This is a genomic window from Halorhodospira sp. 9621 (assembly GCF_022228055.1).
GTDB classification, from domain to species: Bacteria; Pseudomonadota; Gammaproteobacteria; order Nitrococcales; family Halorhodospiraceae; genus Halorhodospira; species Halorhodospira halophila_A.
In genome coordinates, this window is the sequence record NZ_JAJNRD010000005.1 from 62,963 (window position 1) to 86,342 (window position 23,380).

At 68.9% G+C, this 23,380-nt stretch carries 23 protein-coding genes; 13 read left to right on the forward strand and 10 right to left on the reverse strand.

Annotation, left to right across the window (positions count from 1 at the left end):
• Position 1: 1 nt before the first annotated feature.
• Positions 2-1,261: a dissimilatory-type sulfite reductase subunit alpha gene (gene dsrA, locus LRF89_RS04175; protein ID WP_238635569.1), complete on the reverse strand. Its 1,260-nt coding sequence runs from the start codon at positions 1,259-1,261 to the stop codon at positions 2-4.
• Positions 1,262-1,473: 212 nt separating this feature from the next.
• Here dsrA and LRF89_RS04180 point away from each other — a divergent pair, with 212 nt between their 5' ends.
• Both LRF89_RS04180 and LRF89_RS04185 read left to right on the forward strand, forming a co-directional pair.
• A complete protein-coding gene (locus LRF89_RS04180; RefSeq protein WP_201242254.1) occupies positions 1,474-2,130 on the forward strand; it encodes a type I-MYXAN CRISPR-associated protein Cas6/Cmx6 in 657 nt (218 codons plus the stop codon).
• Positions 2,131-2,132: 2 nt separating this feature from the next.
• Positions 2,133-2,705 (forward strand): hypothetical protein, encoded by a 573-nt coding sequence (locus tag LRF89_RS04185; protein WP_238635568.1) that lies wholly within the window; start codon positions 2,133-2,135, stop codon positions 2,703-2,705.
• 109 nt (positions 2,706-2,814) lie between these two features.
• Here the strand turns inward: LRF89_RS04185 and soxA are convergent, their stop codons facing one another.
• Positions 2,815-4,260 carry a sulfur oxidation c-type cytochrome SoxA gene (gene soxA, locus LRF89_RS04190; RefSeq protein ID WP_238635567.1) on the reverse strand — a complete coding sequence of 482 codons (1,446 nt, stop codon included), beginning with the start codon at positions 4,258-4,260 and terminating at the stop codon, positions 2,815-2,817.
• A gap of 312 nt (positions 4,261-4,572) precedes the next feature.
• Here soxA and LRF89_RS04195 point away from each other — a divergent pair, with 312 nt between their 5' ends.
• From LRF89_RS04195 to LRF89_RS04215, 5 genes are read left to right on the forward strand one after another with little or no spacing between them, the layout of a single operon-like run.
• The gene (locus LRF89_RS04195) at positions 4,573-5,718 is read left to right on the forward strand and encodes a porin (protein WP_238636637.1); all 1,146 of its coding nucleotides are present in this window, start codon (positions 4,573-4,575) and stop codon (positions 5,716-5,718) included.
• A gap of 50 nt (positions 5,719-5,768) precedes the next feature.
• Positions 5,769-6,095: a c-type cytochrome gene (locus LRF89_RS04200; protein WP_201171919.1), complete on the forward strand. Its 327-nt coding sequence runs from the start codon at positions 5,769-5,771 to the stop codon at positions 6,093-6,095.
• 13 nt (positions 6,096-6,108) lie between these two features.
• Entirely contained in the window at positions 6,109-7,416 is a 1,308-nt protein-coding gene (locus tag LRF89_RS04205) for an NAD(P)/FAD-dependent oxidoreductase (protein ID WP_201171918.1), read from the forward strand.
• Positions 7,417-7,430: 14 nt separating this feature from the next.
• Positions 7,431-7,994 (forward strand): DsbC family protein, encoded by a 564-nt coding sequence (locus tag LRF89_RS04210; protein WP_201171916.1) that lies wholly within the window; start codon positions 7,431-7,433, stop codon positions 7,992-7,994.
• A gap of 31 nt (positions 7,995-8,025) precedes the next feature.
• Positions 8,026-8,532, forward strand: coding sequence for a DsrE family protein (locus LRF89_RS04215; RefSeq protein ID WP_201171913.1), 507 nt, complete (start codon positions 8,026-8,028; stop codon positions 8,530-8,532).
• A gap of 65 nt (positions 8,533-8,597) precedes the next feature.
• Here the strand turns inward: LRF89_RS04215 and soxZ are convergent, their stop codons facing one another.
• Genes soxZ through soxB form a run of 4 tightly spaced genes read right to left on the reverse strand, consistent with a single transcriptional unit; the run spans position 8,598 to position 12,167 of the window.
• The gene (gene soxZ / locus LRF89_RS04220) at positions 8,598-8,891 is read right to left on the reverse strand and encodes a thiosulfate oxidation carrier complex protein SoxZ (RefSeq protein WP_201171911.1); all 294 of its coding nucleotides are present in this window, start codon (positions 8,889-8,891) and stop codon (positions 8,598-8,600) included.
• 56 nt (positions 8,892-8,947) lie between these two features.
• The gene (gene soxY, locus LRF89_RS04225; protein WP_238636638.1) at positions 8,948-9,433 is read right to left on the reverse strand and encodes a thiosulfate oxidation carrier protein SoxY; all 486 of its coding nucleotides are present in this window, start codon (positions 9,431-9,433) and stop codon (positions 8,948-8,950) included.
• A 57-nt stretch (positions 9,434-9,490) separates the two neighbouring features.
• Entirely contained in the window at positions 9,491-10,447 is a 957-nt protein-coding gene (locus LRF89_RS04230; protein ID WP_238636639.1) for an MBL fold metallo-hydrolase, read from the reverse strand.
• Positions 10,422-12,167, reverse strand: a complete 1,746-nt coding sequence (gene soxB, locus LRF89_RS04235) for a thiosulfohydrolase SoxB (RefSeq protein ID WP_238636640.1) — start codon at positions 12,165-12,167, stop codon at positions 10,422-10,424. Before soxB ends, LRF89_RS04230 begins: the two co-directional genes overlap by 26 nt.
• A gap of 290 nt (positions 12,168-12,457) precedes the next feature.
• Here soxB and LRF89_RS04240 point away from each other — a divergent pair, with 290 nt between their 5' ends.
• The 5 genes from LRF89_RS04240 (at position 12,458) to LRF89_RS04260 (ending at position 17,554) form a co-directional block, all read left to right on the forward strand.
• A complete protein-coding gene (locus tag LRF89_RS04240; RefSeq protein WP_201171903.1) occupies positions 12,458-12,649 on the forward strand; it encodes an Alvin_2107 family globule sulfur oxidation protein in 192 nt (63 codons plus the stop codon).
• A 12-nt stretch (positions 12,650-12,661) separates the two neighbouring features.
• The gene (locus LRF89_RS04245; protein WP_201171901.1) at positions 12,662-12,892 is read left to right on the forward strand and encodes a sulfurtransferase TusA family protein; all 231 of its coding nucleotides are present in this window, start codon (positions 12,662-12,664) and stop codon (positions 12,890-12,892) included.
• A 74-nt stretch (positions 12,893-12,966) separates the two neighbouring features.
• Positions 12,967-15,888: a molybdopterin oxidoreductase family protein gene (locus LRF89_RS04250; RefSeq protein ID WP_207189778.1), complete on the forward strand. Its 2,922-nt coding sequence runs from the start codon at positions 12,967-12,969 to the stop codon at positions 15,886-15,888.
• Positions 15,888-16,601 (forward strand): 4Fe-4S dicluster domain-containing protein, encoded by a 714-nt coding sequence (locus LRF89_RS04255; RefSeq protein ID WP_201171899.1) that lies wholly within the window; start codon positions 15,888-15,890, stop codon positions 16,599-16,601. The genes LRF89_RS04250 and LRF89_RS04255 overlap by 1 nt, the downstream gene beginning before the upstream one ends.
• A 14-nt stretch (positions 16,602-16,615) precedes the next feature.
• Positions 16,616-17,554, forward strand: coding sequence for a dimethyl sulfoxide reductase anchor subunit family protein (locus LRF89_RS04260; protein ID WP_201171897.1), 939 nt, complete (start codon positions 16,616-16,618; stop codon positions 17,552-17,554).
• 106 nt (positions 17,555-17,660) lie between these two features.
• Here LRF89_RS04260 and cysG read toward each other — a convergent pair whose 3' ends face one another.
• From cysG to LRF89_RS04275, 3 genes are all read right to left on the reverse strand, one after another.
• Complete coding sequence (gene cysG / locus LRF89_RS04265; RefSeq protein ID WP_201171891.1) at positions 17,661-19,148, reverse strand: siroheme synthase CysG; 1,488 nt, start codon at positions 19,146-19,148, stop codon at positions 17,661-17,663.
• A gap of 100 nt (positions 19,149-19,248) precedes the next feature.
• Positions 19,249-20,460, reverse strand: coding sequence for an MBL fold metallo-hydrolase (locus LRF89_RS04270; protein ID WP_238632772.1), 1,212 nt, complete (start codon positions 20,458-20,460; stop codon positions 19,249-19,251).
• A 210-nt stretch (positions 20,461-20,670) separates the two neighbouring features.
• A complete protein-coding gene (locus tag LRF89_RS04275) occupies positions 20,671-21,369 on the reverse strand; it encodes a ZapG family protein (RefSeq protein ID WP_238635563.1) in 699 nt (232 codons plus the stop codon).
• Positions 21,370-21,557: 188 nt separating this feature from the next.
• Here LRF89_RS04275 and LRF89_RS04280 point away from each other — a divergent pair, with 188 nt between their 5' ends.
• A complete protein-coding gene (locus LRF89_RS04280) occupies positions 21,558-22,253 on the forward strand; it encodes a hypothetical protein (RefSeq protein ID WP_201171883.1) in 696 nt (231 codons plus the stop codon).
• A gap of 3 nt (positions 22,254-22,256) precedes the next feature.
• On the opposite strand, the gene LRF89_RS04285 is transcribed toward LRF89_RS04280, so the two are convergent.
• On the reverse strand, positions 22,257-23,378 hold the full coding sequence (locus LRF89_RS04285; protein ID WP_238636641.1) for a cobalt-precorrin-5B (C(1))-methyltransferase: 1,122 nt from the start codon (positions 23,376-23,378) through the stop codon (positions 22,257-22,259).
• Between the last annotated feature and the right edge of the window lie 2 nt (positions 23,379-23,380).

The window sequence follows — 23,380 nt, forward strand, 5'->3', positions numbered from 1 at the left end:
CTCACGAGGCTTGCTCGGACTGCATGTGCTGGCGCCGGTACCACTTCTCGGCCTCTTCGTCCCAGTCGTCGGTGCGGACGTAGGAGATCGAGCGCGGCTCGTGGATCATGTTCGGGTCGACCTCCAGGCCCACCGCCTCGAGGAAGTTGACCAAGCCGATGCGCTCGATCATCTCGCCGACCCGCTCGTGCTCGAGGGCGTTCTCGGCGAAGAAGTCGACGATCTCCTGGGCGATCTCGAGGATGCGCTGGTAGTCGGCGTCGCTGCGCAGGGGCAGGAAGGGCACCACTACCGTGCCGAAGAGGTCGCCGATGCGCAGGGTGCGCTTGCCCCCGACGAGGATGGTGACGCCCCGGTCCTGTCCCGGCGCCAGGGCCCGCGTCATGACGTTGATGCAGTGCATGCAGCGCACGCAGCTGGCGTTGTCGATCTCCAGGGTGTTGTCGTCGTTCAGGCTCAGGGAGCCGGAAGGGCAGCGGCTGACCACGTTGTCGATGGTGTGCTTGCGGCCCTTGGTCTCGACAAAGGCCTGGACTTCGGCCTGATCCACCTGGATGTCGTCGCGCCAGGTGCCGATGACCGCGAAGTCCGAGCGCTCGATGCTGTTCATGCAGTCGTTGGCGCAGCCCGAGACCTTGAACTTGAACTTGTACGGCAGGCTGGGCCGGTGCATGTCGTCGAGGAAGTTGTTGACGAGTAGGCGGTGGATCTTCTGCTCGTTGCAGCACGAGTGCTCGCAGCGGGCGGCGCCGACGCAGGACATGCCGGTGCGCACCGCCGGCCCGGCGCCGCCGAGATCGAGGCCGTAGGCGTTGAGCTCATCGAAGCAGGCCTGGACGTTGTCCGCGGTGATGCCCTGGAGCATGATGTCGCCGGTCTGTCCGTGCAGGGCGATCAGCCCCGAACCGTGCTTCTCCCAGATGTCGCAGATGTCGCGCAGCAGTTCCGTGGAGTAGTGCATCCCGGCCGGCGGGATGAAGCGCATGGTGTGGAACTCCTGGGCCTCCGGGTAGATCGGGTTGCTGTCGTCGTCCTTGAGCTCGGTGAAGCGGGGAATGATGCCGCCGCCGTACCCATAGACGCCGATGGTGCCGCCCTTCCAGTACCCCTTGCGGTCGGTGTAGGAGTGCTCCAGCTGCCCGAGCACGCCGGCGATCATGGGCTTGTCCTCGGCCAGGCGCTTGAGCCCGGTGACGAAACTCGGCCACGGGCCGCTCTCCAGCTCGTCGAGTTTCGGGGTGTTGTACGTCTTGTCGGTCATGGCGCTGATCCTCACCTCGCCTGCGGCTGACGGATCTCAGGGCCGCGGGAGGCGGCCCGGTCTCGGTTGGTGACCAAGCTAGCCAGAGGGCCGGGGCGAGGGAATATCCATTCAAGGAGCTGAATAGGAATACGGCGTATCCCTTTCGGGATATAGAGCGCTGCTCGGTGCGCGGTTGTACTCGGGTCAGCCCGAACGGTGTGGAGGCCGCGGTGTACTGGGAAACCGAGCAGGAGCAGGCACAGGAGACCGCTGAGGCGGTGGACGTGGCCTTCGCGCTGAGCGGTCGCGCACTGCCCGAGGCCTACGCCGCGCCCCTGGCGGAGGCCCTGGCCCCGCGCCTGGTGCCGCAGCTCGATCCCGACGAGGTGGGGGTGCGCATCACCCACCTGCCGGCCAGTGGCCACGGTTGGTGGCGCACGCCGGATCAACCGATCCTTTTGCCGCGGCGCAGCCGCCTGGTGCTGCGCGTGCCCCGCGAGCACGCCGGGGCCGTGGCCGGGCTGACCGGGGCGACGCTGGATGTCGCCGGCGAGGTCCTTGCGCTGGGGCAGGCCCAGAGCTTTGAGATCCCCGCCGCGGCCACCGTCTACGCCCATCGGGTTCTGGGGCCACAGCGCGGCGCAGTGGAGGAGACTGCACTGCTGGCGGCGGCGCGCGAGGAGCTCGCAGGCATGGGTGTCCACCCCAAGCGCCTGCTCTGCGGTCGCCAGGAGACCTTGGTGACCGCGGATGGGCCCGTGGCCACACGCAGTCTGCTGGTCGACGGCATGGGCCCCCAGGCCGGGCGCAGGCTTCAGGCCCGGGGGCTGGGTCGCGGCCGCTGTTGGGGCTGCGGGCTGTTCATTCCCCACAAGGCAGTGATCTGATCATGCGTACCAAGACCCACTGGTTCCGCCCCCGCGACGAGCAGCAGCCCGAGGAGGTTGGCGCCGCGGCGTCGATCCGTGCCTGGCGTGTCGCCACCGCGGCGGTGCGCACCCTCTCCGAGGACGGCCCGATCACCGATCGCACCGGGGGGCATCTGGCCCTGGTGGAGGAGCTGCTGCTCTTCGCCGTGCAGTACACCGACCGGCTGGCCTGGCTGCGGGGGCTGGCCGACGAGTCGCGCCGCCGGCTGGTCGAGGCCATGGTGAAGCGCCTGGCCGACGGCATCCGCGACAACGGCAGCGACACCGATGCGGGGCGGGCGTTCCTGGCCCGCGCCGGCGAGCGCCTCAACGAGTATGCACGCATCACCTATGCCGGTGAGGATCCGGGGTTCCCGGCCTACAACCTGCTGGGTCAGCGCGGCTGCGATGCCAGCGACCGGCCGCGGGATCTGTGGTTGCACGGGCGGCTGACCGAGGTCGAAGGGCCCGAGATGGTCGCCAATTTGCGCCCGGTCATCGGTGGGCTGTTGGGCAATCTCGGGGTGGGTGCGGATGAGCCGGCCGGGGCCTAAAGGGCCCTGGTCCGGGCGGGTTCGGCCCGCGCGGGTTCGTCCATGGAGCGGCCGCGGCCCGAGACTCCGGGCCGCGGCCGTGGCGGGCCGCCGGGGCGGCGGGCGCCGGTCAGTGAGCGTAGCGCGGGACCAGCACCTCCTCGCCCTGTTGCTCGGAGATAAGGTAGGTCTCCAGGTCCGCGTACTCCGGCGCATCCCCCGGCAGGTAGTTGGTGCCCAGCGGGGTCATGCACCACTGGAAGCGGGTGCGCAGATCCCACACCCGGCTCTGCGCCGTGCGCCAGTAGGGGTGGTTGCTCATCGCCGTACCTTCGGCCTCGATATTGGCGAGGATACGGCCGCTGAGCCACTTATCCCCACCGCCGCGGTCGGTGTGGCAGTTGGCGCAGGCGTGGGCCCGTTCCCCGACCGGACGGTGGAACAGTGCCTCGCCCCGTTCAATGGCCGCCTGGACGTTGGGGTCCTCGTCATCCAGGTCGTAAGCCATGCCGTTGGACTGGCTGTGCACCAGCAGCGACATATAGAGGTTCTCGTCCGATTGCGTGGGCAGCTCCATGTCCTGCTCCTCCTTGGCGTGCACCGCCAGAAAGTCCTCGATGGACATCATCCGGTCGTACTCGTCGAACCACTTCGGGTACTCGGCGGCCACGCCCTCCAGGTCCTCGATGACGCCGACCGGGCGCAACTCATCGGCGGGCTCCAGCTCGCCGTGGCAGCTGGCGCAGGACTCGCCGTTGGGGCCTGGCTCGTCCCAGAGCGGGACGGCGATCTGCTCGGCATGCATCAGCGCCGGATTGTCGAACGGATCCAAGTGTTCGCCCGCGGGTTGCAGCGCGGGGCGGGTGTTCGGGTCCCAGTGCCGATCCACCCCCTCCGGAGTGATCGGCTCGCCGTCCTCGTCGCCCTCGAGGGTCATCAGGTAGGCGACCACGTCGACGATCTGCTCTTCGGACCACATACCGCTCAGGCCGAACGGGGGCATCGGGCTGTCCTCGCCGTAGAACACCCGGGGGTCGTAGACCACCTGGTAGAGCCACTCCTTGTCCGGGGCCCACTCGCCGACGGTGCGCAGGTCGGTGCCCACATTGCCTGGCGAATCGATCCCCGCCTCGGGAACCAAGTGGCAAGAGGAACAGGGGCCAAGCTCGCCCTTGGCGAAGAGCTCGCGGCCGCGCTCGGGATCACCCTCGAGGTCGTCGGGGATGTCCGCCTCCTGCGGCTCCGGGTATTCGGTCTCGTCGGCGTAGGAGTGGGTCGGCCAGTCGCCGAAGTCTTCGTTCTCCTCACCCGGGAAACCGCCGAACTCGTAGCGGATCTGTCGCGTCTCGCCGTCCTCTTCCACGATCCGGCCCTGGGAGGGCTCCGTGGCAAGGGATTCCCAGGTCTCGCTGGTGTGGTGATCCATGCCGTCGGGGGCCGGGCGCGGCTCGATGTTCCGCTCCTGCTCTCCGGCGCCGGCGCCCTGTGTCGCCAGGAGACCGATGGCCGCCGCGCCGGTACAGAGGCCGAGGGTTGCTGCGATTCGTGCCGAGCGTGTAGGGCTGCGCGCTGTCATGGGACCCCCTCCTTGAAACCCGGAATATGGATTGTCCGATTGGCCATTTCTGGTCGCATCGTGGGCTGGGTAGCCTGTGTTGGCAGGCTAGCGGGCGGGGGGGAGCGTGCGAATACCCTTTTTAGGGTGAGCTGTTGTTCAAAGCCCTATCCCCATCGGGCAGGCCGGGCTGCCCAACTGGGCAGTTGTTGGCTCTCGGGCGTTGCAACAGGCTGGCCGGTGCGCGAGCGGGCTGGCGAGACGGCGAAGGTCCCCTGCGGACTCGGCGCGGTCTCCGGCCCGGAACCCCAACAGGCACCGGAGGCAGGCACCATGAAAAGAACAACAACGGCGGCGGTACTGGCAGGCGCGTTTAGCCTGGGCGGCATCCCGTGGGTGGCGCAGTCCGGGTCCGCTGAGGTCGATCTCTACGGGCAGGTCCATGCGGGGCTGAACCACTTCTCCTACGAGGACGCCTCGGATGTCACCCAATTCACCGATCAGGGGCGGACCCGCCTCGGGGTTGCCGGCCGACAGCTCCTGGACGGTGATTGGGCGGCCATCGGGCAGCTGGAGTGGGCCGTCGGGCCCCATCTGGGCGAGGACAATCTCAGCCGCCGGATCAGCTACGTGGGGGTGGACGGCCCCTACGGCGAGGTGGTGGTGGGTGCGGTCCACGCCGCCTACAAGACCCTCGGTGGCGTCCGCTGGGATCCGCTGGTGACCACCGAGTTGCAGCAGCGGCGGACCGGGGGCATGTCCGGGGGATCGTTCGGCCACAATGATTTCGTGGACCGCGCCGTGCAGTACGTCAGCCCGGAGTTGGCTGGCTGGCAGCTGCACGCGCAGATCGGGACGGAGGACGACAACCAGGATCGTACAGACGACGGAGACGCGGATCCGGCAATGCGGCAGGGCGATGTCATCCTCGGGGCCGACTACACCGGCCTGCCCGACTGGCAGTTCATCGCCGCGGTGATGCACCTCGACGAGCCGTTCACCGACGTGGACGACGTCGACGACGGCGACACCAACTGGAAGGTGGGGGCGCGCTGGTCGCCAGACGCCTTCTCGCTCGCCTACCAGTACGAGTCGGCGGAGATCATCCGCGGCCCGGCCGGTGCCGGGCGGATCGACAACCTGCGGGGGGACGATTCGAACCGGGTAGACGGTGATGATGAAGACGGCATTGGGGTTTTCACCGATTCGGTCGATCACCACGCCTTGATCGGGACCTACGAGCAGGGCCGGAACACCTGGGTGCTGGCCTTCGGCCACGCCGATGCCGATGGCGACGACGAGGACGTGACCTCGGTCACCGGCGCGCTGGTCCACCGGCCCCACGCGGATTTCCGTGTCTACGCCGGTGTGCAGCACCAGGCCTTCGACGACGCCATTGGCCGGGCCGGTGATGCTGAGGATGATTACCTGACCACCTATGCCATCGGCGCCCGGTACGATTTCGGCGCCACGTTCTGAGCGGGGCGGCCGTGGCCGCCCCCGACCATGAGAGAAGGAGGAGGGGATCCATGCAGCAATCAGCGCGCAGGGCACTGCTCGGCGGTGCCGTCACCCTGGGGCTGGTGCTCGGGGGGAGCACGGCGGCGGCCGGTGACGGTGCGATCTCCGAGGGCGAGATGATCGCCAACAGCTGCCTGGCCTGCCACGGCCCCGGCGGACAGGGTGCGGAGAGCATGCCGCCACTGGCCGGCTGGGACGAGGAGGCCCTGGTCGAGGTGATGAAGGAGTTCCGCGAGGGACGGGGCGACCCCACGGTCATGGACCGGCACGCCACCGGCTACACCGATGAGCAGCTGCGCGCGGCGGCTGCCTATATCGCCGAGATGGATCAATAAGGGAAGGGCAGGCATGAGCAAACGTCTTACGCGAAGGGATTTCATCCGCCTCGCGGGTCTCGGGACCGCAGGTGCCGGACTGGGTCTGGCCGGCTGCGCCCCCAGAGAACCGGAAGTCAATGGCCGGGTCGAGGGGCGCGTGGTGGTGGTCGGCGGCGGCTCGGGCGGTGCCACCGCCGCGCGCTACCTCAAGCACCACGCGCCGGAGCTGGAGGTGACCCTCATCGAACCCAACGAGAGCTACTACACCTGCTACGCCGGCAACTGGTATCTGGGTGGCTTCCGCGAGCTGCGTACCCTTCGCCACGGCTACCACACCCTGCGCGACGAGTACGGCATCCAGGTTATCCACGATCGGGCCCGGGACATTGACCTGGATGGTCACCGGGTGGAGACCGCCGAGAACGGCTCCATCGCCTACGACCGGCTGGTGGTGGCGCCGGGCATCGCCTTCGACTGGGACCGGGTCGAGGGGATGGACGGCGACGACACCATTGCTGTCCCCCACGCCTGGTGGGGCGGGGCGCAGTACTCCATCCTCCGCGGCCAGATCGAGGCCATGGACGACGGCGGTACCGTGGTCATCTGTCCGCCGGACGGGCCGTATCGCTGCCCCCCGGGGCCGTATGAGCGCATGAGTCTGATCGCCCACTACCTCAAGCAGCACAAGCCGCGGGCCAAGGTCCTCGCCCTGGATCCGAAGGACAGCTTCTCCAAACAGGGGCTGTTCGAGGAGGCGTGGGAGGAACTCTACGGCGATATGATCGAGTGGGTGCCGGCCGCGGACGGCGGCAAGCCGGACCGGATTTCGGTGCGTGATCGCAAGGTCTTCACCGATGGCGGTGGTGCCGAGCACCGCGCCGACGTGCTCAACGTGATCCCGCCGCAGAAGGCCGGCGCCATCGCCGAGCGGGCCGGGCTGACCGACGACGACGGCTGGTGCCCGGTGGACCAGCGTACCTTCCGCTCGACCCGTCACGACGACGTCTACGTGGTCGGGGACGCCGCCGTCGCCGGCGACATGCCCAAGTCGGGCCACGCCGCCAACAACCAGGCCAAGCTGGTGGCGGCGAGCATCGTCAGTGAGTTGCGCGGCCACGAGGTGCCCAGCTTCCCCACGGTGAATACCTGCTACAGCCTGGCCGCGCCGGACTGGGGTGTAACCGTCGCAGCGGTCTACGAGTACCGGGACGGTGCGATGCGCTCGGTGGAGGGGGCCGGTGGCCTGAGTCCCGAGGGCGCCTCGCGGGAGTTCCGCAAGCGCGAGGCCGACTACGCCCCTGGCTGGTACGCCTCGATCACCCGAGACATCTTCGGTTAGCGAGGGAGGACGCCATGCGCAGGGAGCCGACCAGAACCTGGGAACCGTTCCCCCGGACCGGCCGCGGCGCCGTCCGGGGGCTGGTGCTGGGGGGGTGTATGGGCGCGGCGATGGCCGCCTCCGGTGCCATGCCGGAGGAGATCGCCGAGACCCTCGAGGCCATGCCGGAGGAGGATCTGATCATCTTCGAGCCCGAAGCGGGGGAGGCGCAGCACAGCGTCACGGTCTTCACCGACGTGACCTGCCCGCACTGCCAGGACCTCCACGCTGACCTGGATGATTACCTGGAGCAGGGTATCCGCGTGCGCTACGCCGCCTTCGCCCTCTCAGATGCCTCGCGGGAGCTGATGGACCGGGTCTGGTGTAGCGAGGATCGGCACCAGGCGCTGGAGTCGGCCAAATCCGGTGAACAGCCGGAGGCCGAGGCCTGCGACGCCTCGCCGGTGGATCGCCATCAGGAAACGGCGCAGCAGATCGGTGTGCCCGGCACACCGACCATGGCCACCCCGGGGGGCGAGCTCTCCTTCCGCCTGACGCCCGAGGACCTTGCCGATCTGCTCGAGCAGGAAGCGCAGTAGGTGGGTCGGTCGGCCCGCAGGAGGGATCACCATGACCGTACAGAGCCGTTCACGGGGCCGCCAGGGGGTGTTGGCCGCCGGCCTGGTGGCACTCGGGTTCTCGCTGGGCGGGGTCTCCGCGGAGGAATTCCCCGAGCCCCGGTTGGTCTTCCACGTGGATATGGAGGAGCCGCAACGGGTCAGTTCCACCATCTTCAACGCCAACAACGCCGCCAGCCACTACGAGGGGCAGCTGCTCGACTACGATGTGCGGATTGTCCTGCACGGGTTCGGCCTGCAGTACGTCACCGAGGACCGGCTGGCGGATACCGCCTATGAGGTCGATGACGCCGAGCGGGCCGAACGCGATGAGCTGCTCGAGCGGCTGCGTTCGCTGGCCGATACCTACGACGTGCAGCTGGAGGTCTGCGCCAGCTCCATGGATGAGGCGGGCCTGGCGGCGGAGGACCTGGCGGTGGAGGCCGAGCTGATCGACTATGGCGCCACCCGGCTCGAGGAGCTCCAGCGCCGCGGTTTCTCCTACATCAAGATTCAGTAAGGCAGGTAACCGGCGCGTGGGCGGGGGGCGTCGCGACCGACGCCCTCCGCGCCCCGCGTCCGGCTTCAGGTCAGCTCCATCTCGTGGCTGTCGCCCTCGCCGCGGTTGTCCGTGTAGCGGATCTTGAGGGTGTCGCCGGCTTCGGCCTCGGTCTCGAACTCGATTAGGGGGTTGGGCGAGATGCTCGGCCCCCAGTGGGCGTGGAGGACCTTCTCGCCGTTGATCTCGGCGATCACCTCCTGGATGAAGTGGCCCTCATCGCCCGTCTCCTCGTCGGGGGCGTCCATCGGGTGGCTGATCAGGGCGCGGACCTCCGCCATTCCGTCGACCAGGGTTGCGCGTGCTCGAATCGAAGACATGGTTGGCTCCCTCGTGATCTTTCGCGGGTGTGACGTGAACGCCGCCGGTCGGCAGCTCAGCCGCCGCAGCCGCCGATGGTGACCCGCACGCGGCGGCTCGTGCCGTAGAGCTTGCCGTTGCTCTTGGCGATCGCCACGACGTCCGAGGTGTCGGCCATCTGGATCCGCTGCGAGACCTTGGGCTTGGTCTTGCCGCCGAGCTCGAAGACCGCCGAGACCGGCGCGTTGTTCTCCGGCACGTAGACCGTGATGCTCTCGACGTCCGGCAGCGAGGTATCGATGGTGATCGGTACCGTCTCGCCGTTCTCAGCTACCTCCGGGGCGTCGATGCGGATCTCGTCGCTCTCCTCGTAATCCGCGGCGCCGAGTACCGCCTTGAGGCCGTCCTCGAGGCTGGTGGCCATGATCGACTCCTCCCGCCAGGAGGCCAGGGCCTGGGACGGGGCCAGCATGCCCAGGCCCACAGCGGTTCCTACGCCGCCGAGGCCCAGGGCGCCAGTGAGAAGCTTGCGGCGTTGGGTGTCGACTTGTTGCTTATCCATGGTGGATTCCTCCCGTTGCGGCCCGTTGGGCCGGTTGCTCGACTCGGTTGCTGCGTCCTACCACTCGAACTCCAGGTAGGCGCGATTGATGTTGGTGGTATGCCAGCCGTCGAAGTGCTCCAGGTGCTTGAAGGCCGGCTCTTCGCGGTGCCGGTCCACCACCTCGTCGAGAGGTTCGAGCTCCTCGGCGGCGGCGCCGACCTCGTGGACGAGGAATTCGTAGTAGGCGCCGGTGTCCTGTTCGACCCGCTCCATGTCGCTAATCCGCCCGTGGCCGGGGACGACTGTTCCGGGGTCCAGTTCCGAGAGCTCCTGATAGGCCTCATAGCCGTTCTTCACACTCGACCACGGGTGTACGCCGAGCATGCGATCGACGTAGACCAGATCGCCGGTGAACACCACGTCCGCATCGGGCAGGTGGACCATGGCGTCGCCGGGGAAGTGGGCATCGGTGCGCTGCATCTCGATGGTCACCCCGCCGAGTTCCAGGGTCGCCTCCTCGCCCTCCAGGCGGCGCTCGGCGAAGGCCGGTTCGGTCCCCTCGAGCCGGCCCCCGACGGCCTCCCTGAGGCGCCCCTCGAGGTGGTCGTCGGCGAATGCCTCCTGCTGGGTCACTGTCTCTTCGAAGGCGATGACCTCGGCGTCGTGCTCGCGCTGGAAATAGTCATTGCCCAGCCAGCGGTGGTCCTGGACCCCGATGTTCAGAACCCAGCGGATCGGTGCGTCGGTCACCTCGGCCACCGCCTCCTCGATCAGCTCCGCGCTGAAGGCGGTGGGCCCCGAGTCGATGAGCAGGACGCCCTCGTCGGTCTCGACGATGCCGTAGTTGGCGTTCATGCCGTGGTTCTCGTAGGTGCGGGCATCCGTCGGGCCGATGATCGCGTGGATCCCGTCGGTCACCGGCTCGGCCTCCGGAACGAACAGCTCATCGGCGAGGGCAGGTGACAGGAGCATCGCCCCAGCCACCAGCCCGCCGGCGGGCAACGTGTTAGAGCGCGAGACCCGGGTTGTCATCGCTGACCCCCTTGAGCTTCGGCACGTAGGGCTCCTCGACCCGCAGCGCGTTGTGGTTGCGGAAGTAGTCCGCCAGCACATCCCAGGCTTGCGGTCCGTCCTGGGGCTCGTTGACGTCGGCCCAGCCGGCCACGACGTACTTGCGCTTGGGGTCCATGGGCTCGCCGTTGATCTCCAGGTCGCTGATGCGATCGCCCATCTCCCGGGTCGGATCGATGGCGTAGCGCAGCCCGGCGCTGCGGACCATGTCGCCACCGCGATGGAGCATCGGATTTTTGTTGAAGATGGAATTGGCGACGTCCTCGAGGACGTGTTTGATCGCCTCGCCGGTCATCTCGTTGCGGGTGGTCTCCGAGTAGGTGCTGCAGGTCTGGTTCATGCAGTCCTCGAAGGTGACCTTGCCGGGCAGGACGCTCGGTCCCCAGCGGAACCCCGGGGTGAAGGCGACCTCGGCGTCGCGTCCTTCGATCAGGGCCCGGGCGAGCACCTCATCAAAAGTGCCGTTGAAGTTGCCGCGCCGGTACAGCACCCCATCGACCTCGCCGACCACCTCGGAGAGCTTCTCCTCGTACGGGGCATGGATGTCGTCGACCAGCGACTGCATCTCCGGGTCCGGGTCGAGGGCGTTGGAGAAGATCGGCAGGTTGCGGTAATGGAAGTCGCGAATGCGTCCGTCGCGGACCTCGAAGTCCAGCACGGAGAGGTACTTGCCGTTGGAGCCGCTGTTCACAACGAGCGTCGGTTCGCCGTCGGGGTCTTCGACCCGCTCGGGGTAGGGGACCGGGTCGTGGGTGTGGCCGCCGAGGATGGCGTCGACCCCGCGCAGCTGCCGCGCGTAGGCCATGTCGGTGAGCATGCCGGCGTGGGAGAGCAGAACCACCACTTGCGCGCCGTCTTCGCGTGCCTTGTTCACCTGCTCCTGAAGGCGGTCGAGCCGGTGACCCATCTCCCACTGCGGGAACATATACCCGGGGTTGGCGATGGGGGTGAAGGGGAAGGCCTGGCCGACCACCGCCACGGGGACGCCGTTCTGTTCGTGCAGGGTGTAGGCGTCGAAGATCGGGTCGAGCCAGTCGCGGTCAAGCACGTTCTGCGCGAGGAAGCGCACCCCGGCTTCGTCGAGGTCGGCGACCAGCTCCTGGACGCGCTCGTCGCCGTAGATGAACTCCCAGTGCCCGGTGCAGGCGTCGACCCCGAGCTGCTTCTGGAAATCCACCATGGCGCGGCCTTCGGTCCACAGGGCCGGGCCTGATCCGTGCCAGGTGTCTCCGGAGTCGAGTAGCAGGGCGTCGGGGCGTTCGGCGCGGGCCCGCTTCACCGCCGTGGCCAGGTGGGCGGCGCCGCCGACACGACCGTAATACTCGGCCGCCGCCTGGAAGTCGAGGTGGGTGAAGGCGTGGGCCTCGGGGCTGAAGCGATCGAGTTCGTAGTGGCGGAGGAGCTCCTCGCCAACGAGCAGCGGTGGCTTGCCCTTGAAGTCGTGGAGGCCCAGATTGATGTTGGGCTCGCGGAAATAGACCGGCTTGAGTTGACCGTGGAGGTCGCAGAAGTGGAGGAAGTGGACGTTGCCCCTGCGCGGCAGGTCGTAGAAATTCTCCGGGATTGCCCGCCAGTCGCCCGCGCCGTTGCCGCCCGCCAGGCTCTTGCCGGGGCGGGCCAGCGCGCCGGCCGCGCCGGCGGCCAGCATCAGCTCCAGGAAGTCGCGCCGGGATAAGCGCATCGCCAGGCTCCTCGGTTGCGTTCGTTGGTTTGATTGCGATCGATCAAAATCAAACGTAGGACCGCGTGCGCAGTGGCGGAATACCCATTGGTGGGTGACAACCGGGGCGCCGGCCTATTCCCTTTTGGGGAGGGGCGTGCGGCGGCGCGGCGGAGGGCTGGTCGCAATACCCCCTCGGGGATAGATGCCCCGTGTGCGGTCTCCCCTTTGGCAGGTTGTTGCATATATCAGGACATGGGCATTCTTCAGCGAAACGTAGCGTCGCACAACGACAGCGGGGAGAGGCGGTGATGAACCGGGAGTACTACAACGCCGTCCGGCGGATGGAGGAACAGGGGGTCGATGCCGACTACATGGCCGGTTGGATCGGCGGCTATCTGCAGAACCCCAAGCGTGAAGAGCAGCGAGTCAATGACCGCTATGAAGCGGGTTACGCCGACGGCCTGGAGGGTCGTACCGACAACATCGTGGCGTCCAACTGAGGAGCACCGGAGATGGCGGAGTTTGATCAATCCCTCGATGCCACCGGGCTGAATTGCCCGCTGCCTATTCTCAAGGCCAAGAAGACCCTGGCCACCATGAACACCGGCGAGGTGCTCTACGTCATGGCCACCGATCCGGGATCGGTGAAGGACTTCGAGTCCTTCAGCAAGCAGACGGGGCACGAGCTGCTCGAGCAGAAGGAAGAGGACGGGACCTACCACTTCCGGCTCAAGCGCGCTTGAGCCGGCTGCGGGGCCGGCCCCGGTTGGCGGCCCCGCCCCGATCCCACACCCGCAAGCCGGCCATGGAGGCAGCCATGCGCGTCACCCCGCAAGCCGAGGTGGCGGACGACCCCGCTCGTCTTGAGCCTCGGGACCGCCAGGAAGTCCGCTACACCACCTGCTACATGTGCGCTTGCCGCTGCGGTATTCAGGTCACCCTGGAGGACGGCCAGGTTCGCTTCATCCAGGGCAACCCGGATCACCCGGTCAACCGCGGCGTGCTCTGTGCCAAGGGCAACGCCGGCATCATGAAGCAGAACTCCAGGGCGAAACTCCGCCGCCCGCTGCGTCGCAAACCGGGCACGGAGCGCGGTGAGGGCGCCTTCGAGGAGATCTCCTGGGACGAGGCCCTGGATGAGCTCACCGAGCGGCTGCGCCGGATCCGCGCCGAAGACCCGAAGAAGCTCGCCTACTTCACCGGTCGTGATCAGATGCAGGCGCTGACCGGGCTCTGGGCCACGCAGTTCGGCACCATCAACTGGGCGGCCCACGGCGGCTTCTGCTCCGTGAACATGGCCGCTGCGGGGCTCTACACCCTGGGGCACGCCTTCTGGGAGTTCGGTGATCCGGACTTCGAGCGGACCCGCTACTTCCTGCTCTGGGGCACCGCCGAGGATCACGCCTCCAACCCCTTCAAGCTCGGCATCGACACCCTCAAGCGCCGCGGCGGGCGCTTCGTCGCCATCAATCCGGTGCGCACCGGCTACCAGGCCGTCGCCGACGAGTGGGTGCCCATCCGTCCGGGCACGGACGGCATGCTCGCCATGTCGCTGATCCACTGCCTGCTGCGCGACGGGCAGTTCGACCAGGACTATCTCATCCGCTACACCAACGCCCCCTACCTGGTGGTTCAGACCCCGGGGCAGGCCGGGGATGGGCTGTTCCTGCGCGATGAGCAGGGCGCGCCGCTGGTCCGGGATCTGCAGCAGGAGGCGTTCGTCGATGGCACGCAGGCCGGGATTGCGCCGGCGCTCTTCGGTGCCTGGACGGCGCCTGACGGGCGGCCGGTGAAAACGGCCATGACCCTGCTCGCCGAGCGCTACCTGGACGCACAGTACGCCCCGGAGCGGGCCGCCGAGGTCTGCGGCGTGCCGGCGGAGACCATCGAGCGCCTGGCCGCCGAGATGGCCCACGTGGCCTTCCAGGAAACCATCGAGATCGAGTGCGAGTGGACCGACTGGGCTGGACGCCGGCACGACCGGTTCATCGGCCGCCCGGTCTCCATGCACGCCATGCGGGGGGTCTCAGCCCACTCCAACGGCTTCCAGGCGGCCCGTGCGCTGCACCTGCTGCAGCTGCTGCTCGGCTCGGTGGATTGCCCCGGTGGGCATCGGGCCAAGCCCCCGTACCCGAAGCCGATCCCGCCACCGCTGCGTCCCGCCCGGGAGACCGCACCGGATACTCCGCTGGCGGCCTCGCCGCTGGGTTTCCCGGTGGCGCCCGAGGATCTGGTCATCGACGGCGAGGGCCGGCCGCTGCGCATCGACAAGGCGTTCTCCTGGGAGGCGCCGGTCTCGCCCCACGGCAAGATGCACACGGTCATCAGCAACGCCCACGACGGGGATCCGTACCCCATCGATACCCTGATGCTGTTCATGGCCAACATGGCCTGGAATTCCACCATGAACACCACCAGTATCCAGGACATGCTGCGCGCCCGGGACGAATCCGGCGCGTACCGCATCCCCTACCTGGTGGTGGTGGACGCCTTCCACTCCGAGACCGTGCAGTACGCGGATCTGGTGCTCCCGGATACCACCTACTTGGAGCGCCACGACTGCATCTCCATGCTCGACCGGCCGATCTCCACCGCCGAGGGGCCGGCGGACGCCATCCGTCAGCCGATCCTGGAGCCGGAGGGCGAGGCACGTCCTTGGCAGGAGGTGATGATCGAACTCGGCGCCCGCCTGGGGCTGCCGGCGTTCACCAACGAGGACGGCAGTCCGAAGTACAGCGGCTATGAGGACTTCATCGTCCGCTTCGAGAAGGCGCCGGGGGTCGGGTTCCTGGCCGGCTGGCGGGGCGAGGACGGCAGCAAGCCGCTGCGCGGCGAGCCCAACCCCCGGCAGTGGGAGCACTACATCGAGAACGGCGGTTTCTTCCAGTACGAGTTGCCGCTCTCGCATCAGTTCTACAAGTTCGCCAACAAGGGCTACCTGGAGTGGGCCGAGGCGGCCGGGATCAACGGCTCCGCCGAGCCGATGGTCATGAGCGTCTACGCCGAGCCCCTGCAGCGCTTTCGACTCGCCGCCGAGGGGCTCTACGACGGGCCGCAACCCCAGGATCCCGTGGACCGCGAGCGGGTGCGCACCTACTGTGATCCGCTGCCCTTCCACTACGCGCCGCTGGAACAGAGCCGCGTCGAGGGGCAGGGGTATACCTTCCACGCCATCACCCAGCGGCCGATGACCCACTACCACGCCTGGGACAGCCAGAATGCCTGGCTGCGCCAGATCATGGCCGAGAACGTCCTCTACATGAACCGCGCACGCGGCGAGGCGCTGGGCCTTAGCGATGGCGACTGGGTCTGGGTCGAGTCGCACAATGGGCGCATCTGCGTGCCGCTGCAGCTGGTCGAGGGCGTGCAGGCGGATACCGTCTGGACCTGGAATGCGGTGGGCAAGCGCTCCGGGGCCTGGGGGTTGGAGCCCGGCGGGCCGGAGGCCAGCCGGGGGTTCCTCCTCAACCACCTGATCGATGACCGCCTGCCACGCCGGGATGACGAGAAGCCGCTGAGCAACTCCGATCCGATCACCGGGCAGGCGGCCTGGTACGACCTGCAGGTGCGCATCCACAGGGCGGCACCCGGGGAGGGCGGGATCTCGCAACCGCAGTTCACCGATCTGATCCCGCCGCCGGGCGTCGACAACGGGCCGATGAGGCTCATGCGCTACGCAACCCACCAGGCGGTGCGCCTGCACCGCTCCATGCGCGACATTCTGAGCCGGGGGCGTTGATGAGACTGGGACTGGTCATCGATCTCGATACCTGCGTCGGCTGTCACGCCTGCGTGGTGGCGTGCAAGCAGTGGAACACCTCGGGGACGGTCGGTCCGCTGACCGATTACCACCCCTACGGTGGATCCCCCAGCGGGGTCATGCTCAACCGCGTGCGTCATTACGAGGAAGGGACGTACCCGAACAGCAAGACCGTCAACGTGCCGGTCTCCTGCATGCACTGCGATGAGCCGCCCTGCGTGGATGTCTGTCCCACAGGCGCGTCCTACAAGCGTGACGCCGACGGGATCGTGCTGGTCGACGAGGCCAAGTGCATGGGCTGCAACTACTGCGCCTGGGCGTGCCCTTACGGCTGCCGCGAACTCGATCACGCCAGCGGCACCATGAAGAAGTGCACGCTGTGCATCGACCGGATCTACGACGACCGCCTCCCCGAGGCCGAGCGCCAGCCCGCCTGTGTGCTCTCCTGTCCGGCCCGGGCACGGCACTTCGGCGATCTCGACGACCCCGACTCGCGGGTCAGCCAGCTGGTGCGCGAGCGGCGGGGCTTCGTGATGCTCCCCGAGATGGGGTGCCAGCCGGTCAACCACTACCTGCCGGTGCGCCCGCCCGAAGCCAGCCGTCCGCTGCCCGAAACGACCGGTACGTCCCCGGGGCAGGGCACCGATCCGGCCAGCGTCCAGCACTGGCCCAACCGCGTCGTTCACCGCTGAGGGAGGATTCACCCATGCATCCCGCCTGGTCCGTTGTCTTCTTCACGGTGCTCTCCGGTGCCGGCTACGGCTTCGTCGCCCTGTTCGCCCTGACCGATATCCTCGCCCTTGGTGGCGCGGTCGGGCAGCGAGAGCTGCTGGCCGCGGTCGCCATCGGTGCCGTGCTCATCACAATCGGCCTGATGTCGTCCGCCGGTCACCTCGCCAATCCGCGCAATGCCTGGCGTTCTTTCGCTCGCTTCCGGACCTCCTGGCTGTCCCGCGAGGCGGTGCTCGCCGTGCTCTTCTACCCGGTGGCCCTGCTCTACTTCGGGCCCTACTTCCTGCTCGGGCTGGAGCACAACGCCGTGACCCTCGTGTTCGCCGGGCTGACGGCGGTGCTGGCCCTGGCCACGGTCGTGGCGACGGGCATGATCTACGCCTGTGTCCGCGCCATCCGCGAGTGGAGCCAGGGGTTGACCCCGGTAAACTACCTGCTCATCGGTCTGGGGTTGGGCGCCGCCGTGCTCGCCGCCGTGCGCGGTTTCTTCGGCGCCGATCCGGCCCCGGCGGCGGCCATGGGGGTGGCGCTGCTGGCGGTGGCCGCAGTGACCAAGTCGGCCTGGTACCTGTGGAACCGCCGTCCCGGCAGTTCCAGCAAGACGACGGCCTTGGGGCTGAGCGGTGCCCCGGTGCGCCTGGTCGACGCCGGTCACACCGCCGGCAACTTCCTGACCTGGGAGTTCCAGTACCCCCTGCCCGAGGGGCGCGCGCAGGTCTACCGTGGGTTGGCACTGGCCGCAACGTTCGCCTTCCCCATCGCCGCGTTGAGCGCCGTGGCCCTTGGGGCCGGGGCGGTGTGGGCCTACGCGGCGGTGGCGGTGGCGCTGCTCGGCGCGCTCATCGAACGCTGGCTGGTCTTCGCCGAGGCCCGCCACGCGGTGCGTCTCTATTACCACGAGGCGCGGCTGTAAGGCGCGCAAGCCCCGGCGGGGTCTCTGCGCCGCCCCGCCTTAAACCGCCGAGGCCCGGGCCAGCTCGGCCCGGGTCTCGGTTATTGCGCAGGAGGTGGACGGCCGCTTAGGCCTGTTCGGTATCCGCCGGGACGCGACGGCGGACGGGGCGCGGCTCGCTGTTCAGGCAGCCGTGCTCCGGGAAGGCCGGCTCGGCGTTGGGTGAGCTGTGGTACCACCCCAGTTGCGGCTGGAGCGTCACGGTGGGGCCGACGACGATCAGCGCCGGGCCCTGGAGCCGCGCATTGCGCACCTGTCCGGGCAACTCGCCGAGCGGGGCGGTGATCACACGCTGTGCCGGGGTGGTGGCCTGATCGATCACTGCGGCGGGCTGGTCCGGCGGCAGGCCGCCCGACTGAAGCTGGGCGCAGACCGTCTCCAGATGGGTGAGCCCCATGTAGACCACCAGCGTCTCGTCGCGGCGGAACGGGGCCCACTGGGAGAGTTCCAGGGCGCCGTGGCGGCGGTGCCCGGTCAGGAAGCGGCAGCTCTGGGCGTGATCCCGGTGGGTCAGGGGGATGCCGGCGTAGGCCGCAGCACCCTGGGCGGCGCTCACCGCCGGCACCACCTGGAACGGGATGCCGTGCTCGATCAGCCCCTCGATCTCCTCGCCGCCGCGGCCGAAGATGAACGGGTCCCCGCCCTTGAGGCGCAGCACCCGCTTGCCGGCAGCGGCCAACTCGATGAGCTTGTCGTTGATCGCCTCCTGGGGCAGCGTGTGCCGGCCACGGCGCTTGCCGACGGGGATCCGCTCGGCGTCCTTGCGCACCAGGCGCAGCAGCGCGGGCGCCGCCAGGTGGTCGTGGAGCACTACGTCGGCACGCTGCATCAGGCGCAGGGCGCGGAAGGTGAGCAGGTCGGGGTCGCCTGGGCCGGCACCCACCAGGTAGACCTCGCCGCGCCCGTCACTGCGGGCCTGTTCCTGGCGCAGCAGCTCGAGCATTGCCTGTTCGGCCTCCCGCTCCCGACCCGCGAGCATGGACTCCGCCGCCGGGCCTTCGAAGACCTGTTCCCAGAACCGCAGGCGCTGCCGCCCGGTGGGGAGGGCGGCAGCTACGCGCTCCCGCAGGCGGCCAGCAAGGGCGGCCAGCCGCCCGTAGGCGGTGGGCAGCAGGGTCTCCATCTGGCTGCGTACCTGACGGGCCAGCACTGGCGCGGCGCCACCGCTGGTGATCGCCACCTGCAGCGGGGAGCGGTCCACCACCGCCGGGGTGATGTAGCTGCAGTACTCCGGCCGATCGACGGTGTTGACGGGTATGCCCCATTCGCAGCATCGGCGGTAGACCAGCTGGTCGGTGGCCTCGTGGTTGGCGGCGTTGAGCACCAGCGCCGCCCCTTCTTCCATGCCGGGGCGGTAGTCCTCGGCCCGATGGTGGGCCCGGTCGGGATGGCGCTGCAGCAGTTCCTCACAGTCCCCGCCGAGTTCGCGGGCAACCAGAGTGACGGTCGCCCCGCTGTCGAGCAGATCCTCGGCCTTGCGGGCGGCGGTCTCATTGCCGCCTATCACCAGACAGTTGCGGCCGTGGAGCTTGAGGAAGATCGGGTAGTGGTCCATCGCGGGGTCCCCTGCTGGTCTTGGCTGGTGCGTCATCCATCATGACGCGCGCATGTGTCATGCAAATATCTCCAACGGGGTACCGCGGGCCGGGCCGCTATCAGGCGGCCGCGGCCTCACTCAGGGCGCAGACGTTCTTGCCCACCTCCAGGCGCCGGGCCTCTGCTTCGTCGGGCTGGACGAGGCCGATGTTGACCCGCTTGATCTCGATATACGCCTTGGGAAAGTGGGGCAGGCTGCCGAGGATATAGCTGCGGAACGGCTCCGGACCGGCATCCACCTGTCGCAGCCCCGGATTGCTGCGGCGCAGGGGACCGAGTTCGGCGCAGAAACGGCCCCGGGTATCGGCGACGCTGGGGTCGGTGGCGTGGCCGGGCAGGACCACGGTGTCCTCGGGCAGGGCCAGGAGCCGCTGCAGGGAGTCATGGAAGAGCGGCGTCCAAGCCTCGGCGGCGCCGCCCAAGTCGGGGCGGGCGATGGACTCCAGGAAGATGCTGTCCCCCGAGACCAGGTACTGTTCGTCGACTAGGAAAGCCACCATGCCCAGGGTGTGGCCGGGGACGTGCAGGGCGCGCAGCGTGATCGCCCCGACGCGCACCGACTGATCGGCATACAGCGGTGCGAAGTCGATGCGGGCCGGCAGCATGTCCATCGGGTGGATGGCGTCGTAGGGATGCAGGTGGTAGGGGACCCGGTGGCGACGGGCCAGTTCCGGGCCGCCGCTGATGTGGTCGGCGTGGGCGTGGGTGTCGAGGACCTGGGTGATGCGGGCTCCCCGCGCATGGATCAGCTCCTCGTAGACGTCCACGTGGCGATTGGGGTCGATGACAGCGGCCTCACCGTCGCTGATGATCACGTGGCTCAGGTCGCCACGGGCCGGGCGGATCACCTGGTAGACGGTGTAGCGCTCGTGGTTGCCCACTACCCGGTGGTAGTAGAAATCGCCCCAGGCCTCCATGCCGCCCTCCAGGTTCAGAGCCGGGTAGCCGAGTTCGCGCAGGCCGTGGGCCAGGTGCTCCGAGGTGTGCCCCTCGCCGCAGACCGTCAGGATGGTGTGGTCGGTGGGTAACCGGTCGGACAGCTGCGCCCGGATGCCGCGCAGCACGGCCGCGTCCACGTCGTCGGCGTCCTCATCGAGGTCGAGCAGCTCGAAGTAGGGGACGTTGATAGTCGGGGTGTCGTGCGGGCCCTCGACGCGCCAGCGCTCGAACTCGTCGGGGTTGCGCACATCCAGGATGAACAGCCGCTCGGCGCCGAGCAGGTGCTCCCAGGCAACGGCCGGTGTCCAGGCGGTCTTCAGGGTGTCCAGCATGGTTAGCCTCCTCACTCCTTGGGTGCGACAAAATGTCTGATCTTTCACCAAGGATGGAGGCGCAGCGTCGGGGTGCTATATCCCGAAAGAGATAAGAACTGGAACCAATCAGGATTGGTCGATGGGTCAAAAAAACCCCGGGGCCGGCAGGCCCCGGGGTCCGTATCGCCATGAACGGTCGGTGGACCGTTCACGTCCCCGGGCAGCTCTTCAGCTGAAGATGCTCGGGCGCCGACGCCGCTTCTCACCGCTGCTGCTGCTGCGCTCCTCGGTGGCCGTGCTCCGGGTACGCTCCGGGGCACTGCTGCGGGACCGGGAGGAAGAGGTGGTGGAGCGGCTGCGCGTCGGGCGACGGCCGATGGCGGACTCGGAGGAGCGGCTGGAGGAGCCGATGGCCGACTCGGAGGAACCGCTGCTCCGACTGCTGCCGGCGCTGCGGCTGCTGCCGCCACTGCTGCTGCTGGCGGAGCGGTCGCCGGAAGAGCGCTCGGAACGCTCCTGGCTGATCTGGCGGCGGGCCTGGGCCTCACGCTGCTCCTTGGCCTTCATCTCGCTCATGCGTCGTGCGGACTGCTCGACCACGTCCTGGGACAGCAGGCGCTGGTCACCCAGGGACTTGACCAGGTCCTGCGTGCGGCGGGGCGCCAGACGCTGGGAGCTGGTGGCCATGTGCTCGTAGAGGCGACGGTACGCCTTGGTGACCTCGCCCATGATCTGGGCGGTCTGCTCGAAGTGCTGGTCCACCTCGCTGCGGACGTTGCGCACTTCCTCGCGGTTGCGGCGGGCCACGCTCTCGGCGTCGCGGATCTCCTGGGTGTTGGGCGAAGAGGCGCGCCCGACGTAGGCACCCACAGCGGCACCGACCACGGCACCGACGACAAGTAGCAGGATTGGATCAAACGCTTCCATACCGGACCTCCCGATTAGTTCATCGGCTACTTTGTATCAAACGACTGATTGCGCGGAACAGGGTGCGCGCTTACACCGCGAGCCCGGCTGAGACGGCCCCGGCCGAGCGCTCCGGACACCATATACGCAATCGTACAGCGTATCATCCCGCACAGGGTACAGCGTCGCGCGTTGGCGCGGGAGGCCGCATGCACGGGGGGCTTGAAACGGCAGCTCAGATCAGCGGGGCCGGTTGGGCGGTGCTGATGGCGGCGGCGGTGCTGCTGGTCCTCGCCCTGGGGTTGGCCGTCACGGGTGGGTGGGCGCTGCTGCGCGGTCGCCTACTCCGCGGGGTGTCCGTGCTCGCCGCCGGGCTGATCCTGCTCGGCGGGCTGGGAACCGCCGGCGCCCTCGGGCTGGGTTTGCTGGCCTATGAGCGGCTGGAGCGGGAGCGCCCGGTGCTGGCGCTGCGCTTCCAGGAGGTGGCCGGACAGCGCTATGTGGCGCGGCTGATCTACCCGGACGGGCGGCGTGTGACCGTGCCGCTGGCCGGCGATCAGTGGCAGGTGGATGCCCGCGTGCTGCGCTGGAGTGGCTTTGCGACGGTGCTCGGTCTGGAGACCCGCTACCGGCTGGAGCGGATCAGTGGTCGTTACGCCGACCCCGAGGCCGAGCGCACCGCGCTGCGTACCGTGCACCCCCTGGCCCCGCCGCAGCGGGGTATCGACCCCTGGTTGCTGGGTCAGCGCCACGGCGATCGTCTCCCCTGGGTGGACGCCACCTACGGCAGCGCCACCTACCTGCCCATGGCCGACGGCGCCGAGTACCGGGTGGCGGTCACCCGGGGCGGCCTGATCGCGCGGCCGACCAATGCCGAGGCCGAGGCAGCGGCCCGCCGCTGGTAGGTCTCAGTGCCGTGCCCAGCCGGCCCGGCCCACGGGCTGGCCGCGGCGATCGAAGATCAGCACCTCCACCTCGCTGGTTGCCGGATCCACCAGGGCCAGGGCGGTGCGCTGCGCCTCCCGCGCCACCGCGTCGCCCAGCGGGAGATCAGCGGCCTGTGCGAGGTCAAAGGCCTCGGCGACCGTGTTGGCGGTGGCGATGCCCTCCTGGCAGGCGGCATCCGCGCCGAGTTGTGCAGCGGTCTCGGCCAGCGCCGTCAGATCGGCCTGCCCGCGGCGCGAATGCACATCGAGAAAGCCCTGGGCGAGCTTGGTGATCTTGGCCATGCCGCCGGCGATGGTGATCCGCGGTACCGGGTGCCGGCGCAGGTACTTGACCATCCCGCCCACGAAATCGCCCATGTCGATCAGCGCCTCGTCCGGGAGCCCGTGGTAGGCCTGCACCGCCTGCTCCGAGGTGCGTCCGGTGCTCCCGGCCACATGCCCGAGCCCGGCGGCCCGGGCCACGTCGATGCCGCGCTGGATGGCGTCGATCCAGGCGGCGCAGGAAAAGGGCACCAGCACCCCGGTGGTGCCGAGCACCGACAGCCCGCCCTCGATCCCCAATCGCGGGTTGAGGGTCTGCGCCGCCAGGCGTTCCCCGTCTTCGATGGCGACCTCCAGGGTGACGTCGGCCGGCACCGACAGCTCGGCCGCCGCCTCGCGGATACCCTGCTCGATGTAGCCCCGCGGACCGGGGTTGATCGCTGGCTCGCCGGCGGCGACGGGCAGACCGCTGCGGCGCACCGTGCCCACGCCGGGGCCGGCGCGCAGCCGCACCCCGCCGCCCGGTGCGCCGGGGCGTGCGGTCACCGAGACCAGGGCGCCGTGGGTGACGTCCGGGTCGTCGCCGGCGTCCTTGATGACGCCGGCTCGCGCCCAGCCGTCGCCGCAGGCCTGAGCGGCCAAGGCGAAGGCCGGGGCGCGTTCCCGCGGCAGGCGGACGGTGACCGGATCCGGGAAGGCGCCGCTGATCAGCCCCGTGAAGGCCGCCCGTGCCGCGGCGGCGGCGCAGGCGCCGGTGGTCCAGCCGCGGCGCAGGGCGGTGCCGGCCTTGGGATCAGCCGGCTGGGAGGCATCCTGACTCATAG